This is a genomic window from Marinobacterium iners (assembly GCF_017310015.1).
GTDB classification, from domain to species: Bacteria; Pseudomonadota; Gammaproteobacteria; order Pseudomonadales; family Balneatricaceae; genus Marinobacterium; species Marinobacterium iners.
Genome location: NZ_CP022297.1, coordinates 832,014 through 846,149, shown reverse-complemented (window position 1 = coordinate 846,149; position 14,136 = coordinate 832,014). Strand labels below are relative to the sequence as shown.

Annotated in this window: 12 protein-coding genes and 1 CRISPR repeat array (1 of these 13 cut by a window edge); of the genes, 6 read left to right on the top strand and 6 right to left on the bottom strand. The window is 52.2% G+C overall.

Annotation, left to right across the window (positions count from 1 at the left end; genetic code table 11):
• A CRISPR array of direct repeats spans positions 1–1,076; the repeat unit is 37 nt; unit sequence GTCTTAATCCCCTCCGGTGTCGGGGTAGCTCTCGGAC; it reaches 76 nt to the left of the window's first position.
• A gap of 289 nt (positions 1,077–1,365) precedes the next feature.
• The 6 genes from CFI10_RS04125 (at position 1,366) to CFI10_RS04100 (ending at position 6,908) form a co-directional block, all read left to right on the top strand.
• A complete protein-coding gene (locus CFI10_RS04125) occupies positions 1,366–2,232 on the top strand; it encodes a hypothetical protein (protein WP_206839726.1) in 867 nt (288 codons plus the stop codon).
• 300 nt (positions 2,233–2,532) lie between these two features.
• A complete protein-coding gene (locus tag CFI10_RS04120) occupies positions 2,533–3,300 on the top strand; it encodes a vWA domain-containing protein (protein ID WP_242530101.1) in 768 nt (255 codons plus the stop codon).
• Positions 3,301–3,370: 70 nt separating this feature from the next.
• Positions 3,371–4,366 (top strand): kinase, encoded by a 996-nt coding sequence (locus CFI10_RS04115; RefSeq protein ID WP_206839724.1) that lies wholly within the window; start codon positions 3,371–3,373, stop codon positions 4,364–4,366.
• A 53-nt stretch (positions 4,367–4,419) separates the two neighbouring features.
• Positions 4,420–5,535: a protein phosphatase 2C domain-containing protein gene (locus tag CFI10_RS04110; RefSeq protein ID WP_341868545.1), complete on the top strand. Its 1,116-nt coding sequence runs from the start codon at positions 4,420–4,422 to the stop codon at positions 5,533–5,535.
• A 5-nt stretch (positions 5,536–5,540) separates the two neighbouring features.
• Positions 5,541–6,548 (top strand): hypothetical protein, encoded by a 1,008-nt coding sequence (locus tag CFI10_RS04105; RefSeq protein ID WP_206839712.1) that lies wholly within the window; start codon positions 5,541–5,543, stop codon positions 6,546–6,548.
• A gap of 81 nt (positions 6,549–6,629) precedes the next feature.
• Positions 6,630–6,908, top strand: coding sequence for a hypothetical protein (locus tag CFI10_RS04100; RefSeq protein WP_206842322.1), 279 nt, complete (start codon positions 6,630–6,632; stop codon positions 6,906–6,908).
• 101 nt (positions 6,909–7,009) lie between these two features.
• Here the strand turns inward: CFI10_RS04100 and cmr6 are convergent, their stop codons facing one another.
• The 6 genes from cmr6 to cmr1 are packed head-to-tail and all read right to left on the bottom strand — an operon-like array spanning position 7,010 to position 14,085.
• Positions 7,010–8,167, bottom strand: a complete 1,158-nt coding sequence (cmr6, locus tag CFI10_RS04095; RefSeq protein ID WP_206839710.1) for a type III-B CRISPR module RAMP protein Cmr6 — start codon at positions 8,165–8,167, stop codon at positions 7,010–7,012.
• The gene (cmr5, locus tag CFI10_RS04090; RefSeq protein WP_206839708.1) at positions 8,167–8,661 is read right to left on the bottom strand and encodes a type III-B CRISPR module-associated protein Cmr5; all 495 of its coding nucleotides are present in this window, start codon (positions 8,659–8,661) and stop codon (positions 8,167–8,169) included. Before cmr5 ends, cmr6 begins: the two co-directional genes overlap by 1 nt.
• The gene (cmr4, locus tag CFI10_RS04085; RefSeq protein ID WP_206839706.1) at positions 8,661–9,572 is read right to left on the bottom strand and encodes a type III-B CRISPR module RAMP protein Cmr4; all 912 of its coding nucleotides are present in this window, start codon (positions 9,570–9,572) and stop codon (positions 8,661–8,663) included. The genes cmr5 and cmr4 overlap by 1 nt, the downstream gene beginning before the upstream one ends.
• Before the next feature lie 45 nt (positions 9,573–9,617).
• A complete protein-coding gene (locus CFI10_RS04080) occupies positions 9,618–10,796 on the bottom strand; it encodes a type III-B CRISPR module-associated Cmr3 family protein (protein WP_206839704.1) in 1,179 nt (392 codons plus the stop codon).
• Entirely contained in the window at positions 10,793–12,814 is a 2,022-nt protein-coding gene (locus CFI10_RS04075; RefSeq protein WP_206839695.1) for a Cas10/Cmr2 second palm domain-containing protein, read from the bottom strand. The genes CFI10_RS04080 and CFI10_RS04075 overlap by 4 nt, the downstream gene beginning before the upstream one ends.
• Positions 12,815–12,816: 2 nt before the next feature.
• Positions 12,817–14,085: a type III-B CRISPR module RAMP protein Cmr1 gene (cmr1, locus tag CFI10_RS04070; protein WP_206839693.1), complete on the bottom strand. Its 1,269-nt coding sequence runs from the start codon at positions 14,083–14,085 to the stop codon at positions 12,817–12,819.
• Between the last annotated feature and the right edge of the window lie 51 nt (positions 14,086–14,136).

Here is a 14,136-nt window from a genome sequence, read left to right as displayed (position 1 = left end):
TCCCCTCCGGTGTCGGGGTAGCTCTCGGACGCCTTCCATGTGTACAGGAATACAGTCTTAGGTCTTAATCCCCTCCGGTGTCGGGGTAGCTCTCGGACGCAGCAGTCGTATCATCTCTGCTGGGTGTGCAGGTCTTAATCCCCTCCGGTGTCGGGGTAGCTCTCGGACAATAGTAAGCTACATACCCGGCGAAGGCTGGGTGTCTTAATCCCCTCCGGTGTCGGGGTAGCTCTCGGACCTTGCCGAATGACCCTTGTGCAGTAGCCTCATGGGTCTTAATCCCCTCCGGTGTCGGGGTAGCTCTCGGACCTACGAGAAAGAGTTCCTTGCCGACTTAGAACTGTCTTAATCCCCTCCGGTGTCGGGGTAGCTCTCGGACGAAGAGATGGAGCTGTTAGAGATCGATGAGTCGTCTTAATCCCCTCCGGTGTCGGGGTAGCTCTCGGACCACCACCACCATCACCATCGACGACATGATGGAGTCTTAATCCCCTCCGGTGTCGGGGTAGCTCTCGGACCCAGCACAGCAAGGACGGCCGTCGCACCTTCCGTCTTAATCCCCTCCGGTGTCGGGGTAGCTCTCGGACATATGAAAAGGAATTCTTAGCTGACTTAGAGCTGTCTTAATCCCCTCCGGTGTCGGGGTAGCTCTCGGACGTCCTACTGGCGAGGGCGACTGGCGCAGCTCAGGTCTTAATCCCCTCCGGTGTCGGGGTAGCTCTCGGACTATTAAAGCCGATGTTCCGAGTGTAGAGTGGTGTCTTAATCCCCTCCGGTGTCGGGGTAGCTCTCGGACGGGCATACCCAGCCTCCGGTCTACATCAACCCGTCTTAATCCCCTCCGGTGTCGGGGTAGCTCTCGGACGGATATTCTTGGCGTTGTGACACTTGCGACAATGTCTTAATCCCCTCCGGTGTCGGGGTAGCTCTCGGACATAGTTGCAGAAGGACTGGAGGGCGTGACGATCGTCTTAATCCCCTCCGGTGTCGGGGTAGCTCTCGGACTTCAAACAATACTTTATCGTTATGATGAATACGCGTCTTAATCCCCTCCGGTGTCGGGGTAGCTCTCGGACTCCAACCAAATATTTTTTCCAATCAAATCAGGCAGATAAGACCTGCTTTTTACTGATTGTTTTTTAACCAAAAAGTTGGCCAATATTTGACCAGATGTAACCTTGAGCATTGCGGGCCTCCCAGTCCGAGAGCACATGTAGGTTACCCCGTATTCTGATGAGGATTCAATAGCTATGCGCCCTAACGCAGCTTTGAATCTCCGTTGTTGTATGCAAAGCGATACTGGATTTACACACCATGATGGAAAAGGTAGATTCACAGCTGCAATGGAGCTCAGGATCAAGTTGTATGGATGCACGAAATCAACCGCACTACTATTTCCCCCACCCTGCAATTACGAGCCTGAAAATCGATGTGCAGCCATCAACTACGCTGGAACTGCCTGAACACCCAGGCAGCATGCTTCGCGGGGTTCTGGGGCATGCATTGCTATCACGTTTTTGCCTGTGTAAAAACGCTACTGCTCATCGTCCTGACTGTTTGTATGCTCACCTGTTTGAGGGTTACCGCCGCAACGGCCAGGATGGTATTCCGGCGGTATTACTGACGCCGCTTGATCATTCAAGACGTTTAGCACATACCGAATACTTCTCCTTCCTGCTCCATTTTATCGGCTTGTCCCCTGTCGTGCAGAGTGGAGTACAACAGGCGCTCGCACAAGGGCTGGAGCACGGACTGGGCACGCCCCTGACTCCTTGTGTGCTGAAGTCGTGGTCGGCCGAAAAGCTTGCACTACCTTCAGGACTGACACACCTGGAATTGAAGCTGGCAACGCCGTGGCTGATTAAACGCAAGGGAAAAGCGCTTACATCCAAAACATTCAGTATTCATGACGTGTTGATCGGACTGGCACACCGGCAGCGAATCATCTGTGAGCACTTTGATCTTGAACTGTCTCTACCCGCTAATAGGGAAATTTTGGCCTTTGCCGATAGCTTGCATGTTAAAACTCAGCTTGAGGACTCATCCTGGATACGCCACTCCAACCGCCAACATACTCGCCATCCGCTGACAGGAGTCATCGGGCATTTTCGTATTCGCAGCGAAGATGCGTTTCCAGACTGGTTTGGGGCATTAATCGCTAATGGCCTCGCCCTGCATGGTGGCGGCAAAACATCGTTTGGCCTGGGAGCATTAAAGGTCAGCCTCCAATAGCCAGGGCGACCTTCCTTTTCTACCACCATTTTGCCTGTTTCAGGGCTAACTCTCTTTCTGTTCATCCTTGCAGTAACCAAGGGCGAGCCCCTTTTGGGCTCACTCCTCTGTTCTCTTGTCTCACAAATTTGTTTGCGACCATTGGCAAATGGCATGTGGGATAGTTGCCGTCACCAGCAACGACACGACCAACACTGCAATCTAGGTAGCTAGCAAGCTTGCCAGCCGCCCTTTGCCACTGCAGGCGTGCGACTGTATGTCGAAAGCGTTATCAACCTTTGGCATGAACAAGGAGGACAGATGAGTTTACTGGATTTTTTGGCCGACACGCTGAGTCAGTCGGTCACATGCGTGAGTCAGCCACAGTCCTGTTTTTCAACCACAACACGAGGTAACACCATGGCCCGCAACGAACTCGCCATCCAAAACGATCTGATCGAGAACCCGTCGCCACGCTGTGCTTGCACGGTTGTGCTGGATACTTCGGCATCCATGAGCGGTGCTCCAATCCAGCAGCTTAACGCTGGGTTGCAGCACTTTTTGCAGGCTGTGCACGCGGATGAGGTTGCAGCTTGCAGTGTCGACATTAGTGTCATCACGGCAGGCGGCCAGATTTGCGAGGAACTGCCGTTTACCAACGCTCTTAATGTCGAGGGTTGCGGGCACTTTTCCGCCGGAGGGGCGACTCCACTGGGCGCAGCCGTTGACTTGGCACTGGATAACTTGGCCGAGCGCAAAAAGCAGTACAAGCAAAACGGCGTGCCCTACTACCAGCCATGGCTGGTGATGATCAGCGATGGAGTACCTACTGATCAATGGCGTGCTGCCGCGGCGAGGGCAAAGCAGCTTTCAGCGGAAGGTAAGCTGGTTTCCTTGGCGGTTGGAGTTGAGGGTGCAAGCCTTGCGGCACTGGGTGAGTTCTCACATCGGCCTGCTGTCATGCTGGATGGGCTCAAGTTCAGTGAGTTCTTCCAGTGGCTCTCCGCCAGTATGAGTCGGGTGTCTCAATCTGCATCGACGACATCATCGGTTGACCTGCCTCCCATGGATGGCTGGGCCAGCATCTGACCCCTTTCACCTGTCAGTAGACTTATCTGCTGACAGGGTCATTACCCACCAACAGCAGCATGAGGTGCTTATGAAACGAGTAACAACTGTCTTTGATGCTCTGGGCAAGCCACAGACACTTGCTCCCCAGCTCGCTGAAGGTGGGGAAGGGGTCATCTACCCATTGGCCAACCGCGATGAGGTACTGGTGAAGCTATATCACCTGAAAGAGCTGTCCAAACGTGGCGACAAACTGCAGCAAAAAGTCGAGGCTATGCGTGCTATCCCTGGCTTCAGCCAGCAGACCGGAGTTAGCTGGCCATTAATCAGTGTATTTGATGCGGATAAGCGCTGGGTCGGCTATGCCATGTATAAAGCGGATGGCAAACCCATGTTCAATCTGGCGCACGCTGTGCTTTATAAGCGTCACTTTCCGGGCGTGGATCGCCGAGGTATTACCGCCTACCTCATCAACCTTTTGCAACGGCTAAAGGAACTGCAAAGCCTTGGTGTCATGATCGGTGACTATAACCTGCACAACATTCTCTGCGATCCTGCCAGTGACAGGATAACCCTGATTGATTGTGACAGTTACCAGTTGCAGGCTCAGGGCACGCTTTATCCCTGTCCAGTCGGCACACCTGATATGACGCCTAAAGAGCAGCATGGTCAACAGTTCTCCAAGCTTAAGCGCACACGTGAAAGTGAAGCCTTTTCCCTGGCAATTATCTTGTTCAAGTGCCTGATGTTGGGACGTCACCCCTACGATATTGTTGGCGGTGATGACCCGGTTACCAACCTTAAACGGGGCAATTTTGCGTACGGAATCGGCAACCGGGGTATCCCTCGAGGCCCTTGGTACAACATCTGGAGCCACATGCCCCATCGGCTGAAAACGCAGTTTATCAGCACATTTACCGAAGGTGCAGATAATCCATCAAAGCGCACCAGCTTGGATGAATGGCTGGAAACAATGTTGCTGTACCGAAAGGAGATGGATAAAGGCTGGCACGATACTGCCATTCAGCCAGCGGAACCCAAATCAAAGCAGTACCGAGGCACAAGTGCCAGCTTAACCGAGTCATGATCACCGCTTAGATTAAGCAGAGCCGAGTTGAGTTGAGACGCGAAGCAAATACGATGAGTAAACACCCAGTCCGAAAGAAAAAGGCCCGTCGCATGCCTGTAAAACCAACAGTAACAGAAACCGAAGTAGCAGCCGTGCATACTGAGACAGCACCTGTGTCCAAACAACGCGTTACTGGAACCAATCCGGTCATAAGTGCTGCCAGCCTTCGTCGCAAATCACCCCTTTCGGCAAAGGGAGGTGATACCGAATCTTCGGAGGTTAACCCCAGGGGCACCTCCGACCCGCAGAACTGCAATGACGCGCCTGAAGAAAAAACCAAACAAACTCAGCCGATACAATCAGGTCAGCAATGGCATGGCTGTTTTGAAATGGTGACTGGGCTTGCACACCGAGATGCAAACCCACCCCTACCCTGTCAGGATAGTGCGATTGCCGTTAGCAACCCGCGACCAGTTGCGATCGTTGCGGATGGCGCCGGCAGTTCTGCCGTGTCCGAGATTGGCTCTCAGGCCGTTACTACTGGGCTGATACGTTTGCTACACACTCTGGAACAGCAAGTCGCATTACTGTTGGATCAGCCGAATACGCCACAGGAAAGTGAAGCTCGCAATTTTGGTTTGCTGCTGGTGAAGCATGCAAAAGGGATCCTGGATGATTTGGCGGTACAGCACCGCCGCGCACTGAAGGACTTTCGCTGTACGTTGTTGCTGATGGTGCGTGGACAAAAACGCTTGTTATGGGTCAAGGTGGGTGACGGCGCGCTGATAACCGAATCCATGAGTCACCAGGATGATGCTTTACAATCTACCTTGAGTACTCTTGGCGAAGTAGGCAAAGGCGAGTTTGCCAACTCTACTACGTTTATTGATAACAGCCTTCAGCCCACCGATGTTCAAACCGGCATGTGTAGCGGCATCTATATTACCGGCTTTGCTGCCATGAGTGACGGCGCGGCTGACCGCCTGGTCTCCAATGATGGACGCAGGGTTTCTGGACAGGTGGGTAGCTGGCTGCATGCACTGCGCCAGCAGACATTGAAGCGCAGGGAGCTAACCCGGCTGTTGAACTCCGAGGCATTTACCAAGGGCACAACCGGCGATGATGCCAGTATTGCGCTGTGCGCCTGCACGCTGGGGGACACCATTGAGCCATTTCAAGAGGGATAATTGATATGTGCAACAAGCGAAGCTACACGCCCTACCAGCGTTCGGCGATAAAAGGGATTGCAAAAATTGTAGGGGAGACTCCGTTTCGCTACGAAAAGTCTTCCAACAATCATTTGAAGGTCACGATCGAAGGAATAGATCAGGTGTTTTTTACTTCGTCTACACCTTCAGATCACCGGAGCTTAGAGAATTTTCTGGCTGAAATCCGCTGCGCGTATAAACAAAAAAACCGGGCTGAACCGGGCATACAGACAGAAATACCCCGCTCTGTCCGCAAGGCAAATGCCAAGAAAGCCAGTATAGAGGCCATGGCAAAAGTGACTGAGCGACTGATTAAAGTCTTTCGAAATTCACTGGATAGTTTCAAGGAAGAGGAAATGAGAATGGTCGAATCCAGCCAAACTGAGCTTTTGGGTGAAAATATACAGGCATTCCGGAAAAAGAAAATTCGGGCCGAGATTGATCGCGCCATTGAATCTTTTGGTACAGGAATCTTTATACCACCCGGGCTGATCAAACAGACTCAAAAGCAGATTGCTGAAAATCTTAACTTCATGCTGCCCACTGTGCTCGAGTACGACCGTATACTGTCGTTAAAATCCGGCGCTTCGGTTAAAGCCATAGATATGCCGGAAGGCTCAACTCAACCGGAGACTGCAGAGGATAACAAGGCTGATGTTGCATCAAACGATTCGCAGAAGGAAAAAAATCCGGCCCCAGATAAAGCCGCTAATGACGATTTAAATGCAGCCTCCGATCCAATCAAGATACCGGATACTGTCATCGATACGAAGCCGTGCATTTCTGAGTCTGCCGCCAGTACACAGCGCTACAGCTTCGCACACGAACTGGCCGATATGACAAAGCGGGATATTCGCCAGCTGATGGCAGACTGCCAACAACTGCTTGATGAAAAACATCAAGCCGACATTCAGTTTCTCGTCAGCCAAATGCATGAACGAGAAGTTGATCTTGCAGAGCTGCAGGCCGCGTTACTGTGTGAATCAGCGTGATACACACAATTTTTTCAGGCCTATCTTGAACCGATTAAAGCACACAACACGACTCAAACTGTTTGAGCACACACCGAGGAGATGGCTCAGGAACCCAAAGACTCTTACAATTGCACTGGGAATTCTGGCAGCCTGTCCCACCTGATCAACCGCCTGGGCCTTTTGCCAAACGTTAAAACACCGACAATGGGTGGCGAGTTCTGGTGGAATGACCTCGCAAGCTGTGATGGGTGGCGTGTACAGCGCAACAGCGTTACGGGCCATTGCCGCATTCTGGATCCCAATAATGTGCGCCAGGCGTGGGGCGGACAAGCACAGATTATGGCTTTATTTCAGATGCTTTTAAAAGGACAATATTAAGGAAGCTGAGAATAAGTATGACCCAAGGATCCTATAGCTCAGATCGGCTCAGCTCATATACATTGGGAATATGAGCTGAGGCTTATCTTAGTTAAAAATATCTATATATTTTTGAGTGCATTGGCAAGCGCTTTAAACTCTTTCTCTCGTTTTTTACTGATGAATTTTTTATAATCATTATAAAAAATCAATAGTGCATCACGCTCATCATCAGGCCAGTGCTGTGCCAACTCAAGTGCCTGCTTCAGCCTGACAAGGAAATCGTTGGACTGACCGGGCGTTTGATTTTCTTTTTTCTTAGCGTCCTCTTTAAGCCCCTCAACCACCTGGGCTTCTGGTGAAAGTTGCGCCAATTGCGCAGCCTTTCGCTGTTCCTCAAGCTGCTCTGCCAGACGGGCATCGAGCTGTTGCAACTCACGCTGTTTTTTCTCATCCAGCGTGCTAAAACCACCATAACCCGCTGCCGTCTTGGCTCCGGCTCCAGCATGGAACAAAGCATCCTGCAACGCCTTGCCGACAAGTCGCATCAACTGGTCAGAATCAGCATCCCTTTTCCTAGGTGCAAAACTGAACATCAGCACCAGCTCTTTGGCCGCCAAAAAGGGCACAGGTACGGGATCATGCCAGTCGGCAGGCTGGTTGGCAGCCATGGATACATCCTCTGTACCGCCCTTTTCGTACCAACCTCCCATGTGCGGGGTCATAGTATCTAAGAGCAGCGTGGCCGGCAGTACCGGTAGTGCATCAAAAAAAATCACATCACCAGCCTGAAAATCCTGCTGACATTTAGTGGGGTCCTTATCTTCGCTGCCAAACAGACAGTGAAACAGCATGCCTGCCTTGTCACCGAGATTCTGCTCCAGCCAGCTGCGTACTAGTCCCTTGACACTGCTGCCAGGCAAATAAGGCGCGGCCAGTGTTGGGTGAAGTAGAAATCCATTCTCCACCGGATGCGGGTTACCCAGCCCGGTGGCAAAATGCCAGTCTGCCTGCAGGGTAATTGTTACCCCACTGCACGCCTTCACCAGCGCGGACTGCCGCAGGTACGCTTGCTGCAAGGCCTGAGCATTGCCACAGCCACCAGCTAATCCCTTAATGAAACTGCTTTTTGCCGTATCCCTAATCGCGAATTCATCATCATACTGATTAAAAAACCGCTCAAACCAGAGGCCGGGATGACAGCCCCTATGCTGAATCTGGCGCTGAGCATCCTCACCCGAAGGAATCGCATGCGTCTGCCAATTATAGAGGGGTAGCATCAGTAGGCCTCCTCATCTTTCAGGATCAATCCCTCGGCAAACTTCTTCACCCAGATCATCAATGCCTGCGTTTCAGCGGTGGCCAAGCGATAGGCGTGCTGGTCGCTTTCGGTAATCGCTTTCAACAGCCGTGGTGCCTGGGCTTCAGCAAAGGCAGCGTAAACCTTGCTGTCCTGGCACAGCCAGTCTTCAACCAGTTGATAGATCACGCCATACGCAGGGTAGTCATTACGCTTTGAGTAGAAAAACGCGACTGCCTGTCCAAAGCCGTTGCTCTGCACCATACCGGGAAAACGACGACAAAAACTTTTCACCTGACTGTGTTTGTATTTGCCCTCTTCCGGACGATTTACAGCGGCCTGAATCTGTTTGAGCGCAAATTCGGCTCGGTGCTGCTCAAGCAGTTGGGGTAAAGGCCTTTGATCCGATGAAATACTCGCAGTCGATACAACAACAGGTGCAGGCTGTTTAATATTTTTCTTATACTTGGCCATTACTCACCTCCTTGTGCCAGCTGTGGCAGTGCAACACGGCACCAGCCCATGCCGGTGGTTTCGTTACCGCCAATCTGAATGTAGGGCTGACCGAACAGCTGTCCTGTTACCGCTTTCAAGAGCTCAGCGGCGCTGGTGTTAGCACCTTTTTTGCGCGAAGGCTGGCAGCCAAGCACCGTGTACAGCAGGGTTTCAGCCGGCAGATTTTCTTCATACCAAAGTGCGCCGTTACGCACGGTTTTGGTCTCACTATTGATGGCGATATGCGGCAGCACCGGCAGGGCGGCCTGACTTAGGTGTCGAAAGCTGTCGTTGTCGATCACTACCAGCTGTTTTTGTAACTCGGCTTTCTGATCGCCACGGCTCACACCTGGCACGGCGGCAATCAGATTCAGCAACAGTTCAATCCAACCATCTGCATCAGCCCAGTCAGATAGCGCGAAGCTAAATTCTTCCAGGTAGATCTCATCTCTCCCCTGGCAATCAGGACTGATCGCCCGATCGGCCGCCACAGCAGGTACCTTAAACATTTGTGCGTTGCCCGTGCGTGCCAGATCAGCCAGCAGGCGGGCCAGTAAGGCCGGGCACGTCACCAGTTTGAAATGGCTGGTCAACGAACGCACTGGCAACAACAGCAAACGGGCATCACTGACCAGCAATGCACCGGCGTGTTCGCTGGCGTTGAGGGTATCAGGGCCGAACGCTTGTGCGATCAATGAAGCATCCATCTTCACCTGCGTTTCTGCGCGTGCACGCAGCGCCCCCTTCATCGATGAGCCATAAACGCAGGGCCAGTTAGTATGTGCTTCTTTCTGAATCGGCAGGTCGATCACCTCTTCCTTGCTGCCGCCACCGGCATGCATGGGGGTTTCGCAGGTCAAACCAACAATCTGATGGGCAATCGCGGTCATGTTTATATCCTTATGTAAGACTGTGTAATACTGGGTAGCTGTTGATCAGTTCAACCAGAGGCCGGCCAACAGACGGCCATAGCCCAAACTGGTATCAGTGCCGATCGGTTGTTGCTGCAGCGTTAGCAGCAACTCGGGCGTCAGTGGCTGCAGGTCAGGGTGCTGCAACTCGCAGTAGTAGAGACTGCCAGCGGCAGCCAGCGAGATCAGGGGTTTGGGTTTACGCAGTTTTTGATCCCAGCCACCCAAACGTTCCGGCCTTGGCAGCACACAGCTAACCAGTTTCAGTGCAACACCGGCCAGTTCACCGATCCAGTGTGTTATCTCACCGCGCTCATTTTTAACCGGGGTAAAACCAGGCAGACACCAGGCAGCATTCGCCGCGTCGCTATTGAGGTTGGCGGGACTTGTCAGATACAGCACAACTCCACGGGCCTTTTTACAGGTTGGCATATCCGGCAGCTTGACTGCAGGCAAATCGGCACTTGTAATGGCGACAGCGGCTTCGCGCCCTTCCCCACCCAAACGCAGGCTGGTTGACTCTGGTAACTGCTGGGCCAGATCGTCACTGATCCCCTGCAGGTACACATCAATGCTGAACTGTTTTTCACCGGTCGGACGTAAATGTCGGGTCTGGTAAAGCAGCCCATTGTCTTTATCAACAACCCCTAGTTTATTGATTCGGCCGATACCGAGACGCGCCTCACTGGTAATCAACTCACTTTGCGCGATTAGCTCAGATTTATCCGGCAGTCCACCCGTCAGCCACTGCTGCAACCCCTTGGCCGTAATCCAGTGGTTTTCGAGTGGTTTACTGCCAGCTGGGGCATCCATCTCAGGCATGGCGACATAACCGAGGTCACAGCGCACCGGAGCACCAATTTTAAGTCGGTACAGCGGATCATTTTGATCTGCGCCTTTGAGAAGATCCTGAGGGGCCGGATAGACAGGCTCCCCATCAACAACGACCTGTATCGCTGCAATATTCAGTAAGCCCAGGTTGTTGCCTTCCCCCAAAAGCTCATGGTGTTTGCCATTGTTGATATTAAACTCATGCCAATCAACGCCAAGATGATCGCCCATAGAGGTGCGAATAGCACCGGCAAGGGTGGTGGCAGGGGGCGGAAATATCGAATTCAACTGCCCTACACCAACCGCATCATGGGAGCGGGCCTCACGGAAGAACCAGCTATCAACAGGTTGCAATGACCAACGCAGTGTCATGCGTGCACCTCCTTGTTTTCTTGCATAGGCTGACAAATTGACTCCTGGGTCAAGAAACGCACCAGCTTGAGTGCATCTGCGTCAAAACGGTGTTGTGGTTTCAGCTCTTTAAAGCGCCCCTGATCATCCGTTTTACGCACATGAGGGGTAGCTAGTGCGATCAGAGGCTGCAACAGCTCATCCAAAATCTGCTGTTTATTACGGCTATTCTGGTTGAGATCAAGCCCTGAGTGAACCAGTTCGGCCTGCAGCATTTTTGCCAGCAGCTCCTCATCCTGCTCTGCCTTCAACAGCTGCTGCGGCAAACGCTGCAACATCTCCTCAGCCTTGAAAATGAACTTATTGGTGAACGGGCTGTTCTGCTCACGCTCGGAAAACATTTTGACTACATCAGACAGCAGATTACCGGTCTGCTGCGCCTGATCTATCAAATATTGCCAAGGTTGTGACCATTCAAGGTGGAGGCCCCCGGGTTTCCAGACGCGAACCGCCAGCGCATCACGTCCGGTTCTATCCTTGGCGATATCATCCAGCAAGCTATGAGAGTCACCGAGTACAAAAGTCAGCGGCGTCTTCATATGGCAGAACTCAATCGCCCCCGACAGGCTGGTAGTGATCTGCTTGTCAGTGCTCAGATTCTTGTTCTGTTGTGCAAAACACTCTGCGTAGAAATTACGCAACTGCAAGGCCAGCTCTACTGCTTTATCGAGGCACACCAGCGCCAACACATCATCACCACCGGCATAGACCAGAAAGCCATCCTGATCCTGCACAATGGATGGTACACCGGTCGTGAAGTTGTTAAGCCCCTTGGAGATAGCCTCCTGCTTGTCAGGGTCACTCATCTGACTGCCCAGACTGTCGCCATCCATAATGAGCACTGCATAGAAGCTACTTGCCTCTGGCAGACCTGTGCTCTGGCGCAGCTCATTCAGCGCGCTCAGCATCGACTTTGCCTTACGTTGAGTGCCAGGATCGTCATCAAAAAGTTTGCTGTTCTCTAATTGACTGACGTGAAATACATTGCCATCAAGACCTGCCCACTCCTTGTGATAGCCCGTCCTCTTTATGGCTGAGTCCACACGCTGAATGGGGTTGGCGGTTTCACTGAAATCGACCAACTGCTCGGCCACATCATAAAAACGGTTCAGTGCTTGATCGACATCTTTGTCTAACTGAGCGTTTTCAAGCACCGCTGCATACCAGGGAGCGGCGGCAATATGCGCCACCGATGGCACCTGAGCTGGCAGCGGCCAGCCCGAAATGGCTTGGCCGGATGGCAAGGTACCCTGAAAGTCCTTAAAGTGGCGCACAAATCGGCGTTTCACAAAACCAAGGGCACTCAGACACTCACCCGGGCGCAGGTCGCTCGTTCCAGACTTAACTGAACGACGTATCCGCTGCCAGAAATTGTCGAGCTTTTTCTGATCCGGGTATTCAAGCCCGGAAAGCTCCTGAAACCCTTCCATCATCATACACTTAACCCCAGGCTCAGGCGGTAATGTATGTGAGCGCCAGTTTTTTCTGCGATCCAACATATTGCTAACATGAGCCTCATCAGCCAGACACCAGTTGATCTCCCAGTAGTGGTGCAACTGACGATGCCAGATCTGTTTGGTTATCTGCTCCTGCTTTGAATCGCTGCCAAGCGTCGGCACCATATCACGCTGCCAGATGTGCTCACAAAGTGCCCTCCAAGCCGCTTGCATATCAGTGACAACCCGTTGAGGGTCAAAGTGCTGATCGACTTGGACCTCAAGGGTTTTAAACCGGTTGGGCACGCTGCCCTGCTGGGGCGGATTGTTTTTAGCTTCACCTTTCAACGCAGCCATGAAGTGGTCATCAGGAATCGGAAAATTGATCACACCACCCTGCTTTTGAGCCGATGCCATCGCCACGCTGGAGAGCCAGGACAGCAGGAAAGACCCCGCCCAGAAGTCCCGCGTACGACGTGCCTGTGCAACAAAACCCTGAACCGGGCCCAGGGTAAGGTGGAAATAGGCTTTCAGTTCATTCACGGTTATTGTGCTCCCTGCAGATCAGTCGTTATTACAGTCTCTTTGTTTTTAAAGCGATCCATATATCGGGTAATAACACTCCAATCAGCATCAGAAGCCGGCAGTGTAAAACTACGTTTGCTCTTATACTCAAGCATGGGATTATTGCCGGGCAAAAAGACTGCTGGCATTAGCAGCTGTACGGCTACAAAACTACCATCAGGCAATAAGTGGGTATGGAGAAAAAGAGGGCTGGCTCGACGCTCACCGGCTGCATCCTTTTTCACATGTATATCAACTTTACCCTTTGTACTGCTGAAAAAATAATTATGCGGCAAACCGAACACCGCGCGCTCAGGTTGCTTCCTTGGTTGCTCGCCTTGAGTCGCGAACAAAGCTTCATCGTGATCTCCTCTGAAATTTTGTTCAGCAGATTTACCGTTTACTTTTCCCTCTCGACCCCAGCTACGGTACATCTGCATCTGCCCGCCCATCTCTTCCAACAGGGCATTCGCAGCCTTGCCGGTAGAGGAGAAGTCTAGTCGGGTGTTGGCACTCACAGCAGTGAATGGAGGGAGTACTCGGGTGGATAACCTGGGTTGCAAAAGCTTTTGCAAGGTTTCCTTGTAAGATTTCATTGACGTCGGGACAGACCAGCGACTGCCAGATAACGCTGTTATCGAAACTGCTCCCAGCCCTTTTCGAGCCCGACTGCCCAGTCCACTCAGCAGACCAAAGGCCATCAGTGCATCGTCTATTGTTTCTTTTATCGATGAAACATTCAGAACAAGTTTCGAAGCGGCAATATCAAGACGATTGGGATGCCAACGCAATTCAATCGTAAAGCAGCTACCATCAGCGATGGCATTTCTCAACAGCTTCTCTTTGTAATTCCACAATCCTTGGCCAAGCAGGTACTGGATCCCTGCCCCCGGGGACCAGTCTTTTAAAAGCTCCAACTTCTGGGTTAGCTTCAAGCTGAAAACCCCTTGTCCTCCAGTCTGGTTACCCTGCGCATCCTGTTTTGCTGCAAGCCCGAAGAGTACTGCCTCTTCATCATGCAACTGTTTAAGCGCACTGGCTTCATTGCCTGCCTGCTGCAGACAACGGCTCCAATTCAGCGCCCGCCACCAGAAGCGGAGCGCGCCCTTGATCGCTGGAGGCCGTATACTGTCGGCCTTCTGTTCACCGTCACCGATAAACATCGGCGTTACAACCTGAAACTCGGCTTTCAGGTTGGGTTCTTCATTGGTTTGATCCAGCAGGTCAATCCATGTTTGCAACTGCGTCATGCCATTGCTCCCTGTAATATTGCTGCGGCTTTTACCGCTTTTAAAGTCTTT

What these genes read in the sequence shown, in the direction of transcription:
- cmr4 (WP_206839706.1), bottom strand. Translation starts at nt 9,572, where the DNA reads ATGACCGCGATTGCCCATCAGATTGTTGGTTTGACCTGCGAAACCCCC.
- CFI10_RS04110 (WP_341868545.1), top strand. Translation starts at nt 4,420, where the DNA reads ATGAGTAAACACCCAGTCCGAAAGAAAAAGGCCCGTCGCATGCCTGTA.
- CFI10_RS04080 (WP_206839704.1), bottom strand. Translation starts at nt 10,796, where the DNA reads ATGACACTGCGTTGGTCATTGCAACCTGTTGATAGCTGGTTCTTCCGT.
- cmr6 (WP_206839710.1), bottom strand. Translation starts at nt 8,167, where the DNA reads ATGCTACCCCTCTATAATTGGCAGACGCATGCGATTCCTTCGGGTGAG.
- CFI10_RS04105 (WP_206839712.1), top strand. Translation starts at nt 5,541, where the DNA reads ATGTGCAACAAGCGAAGCTACACGCCCTACCAGCGTTCGGCGATAAAA.
- CFI10_RS04125 (WP_206839726.1), top strand. Translation starts at nt 1,366, where the DNA reads ATGGATGCACGAAATCAACCGCACTACTATTTCCCCCACCCTGCAATT.
- CFI10_RS04100 (WP_206842322.1), top strand. Translation starts at nt 6,630, where the DNA reads ATGGCTCAGGAACCCAAAGACTCTTACAATTGCACTGGGAATTCTGGC.
- CFI10_RS04120 (WP_242530101.1), top strand. Translation starts at nt 2,533, where the DNA reads ATGAGTTTACTGGATTTTTTGGCCGACACGCTGAGTCAGTCGGTCACA.
- CFI10_RS04115 (WP_206839724.1), top strand. Translation starts at nt 3,371, where the DNA reads ATGAAACGAGTAACAACTGTCTTTGATGCTCTGGGCAAGCCACAGACA.
- cmr1 (WP_206839693.1), bottom strand. Translation starts at nt 14,085, where the DNA reads ATGACGCAGTTGCAAACATGGATTGACCTGCTGGATCAAACCAATGAA.
- cmr5 (WP_206839708.1), bottom strand. Translation starts at nt 8,661, where the DNA reads ATGGCCAAGTATAAGAAAAATATTAAACAGCCTGCACCTGTTGTTGTA.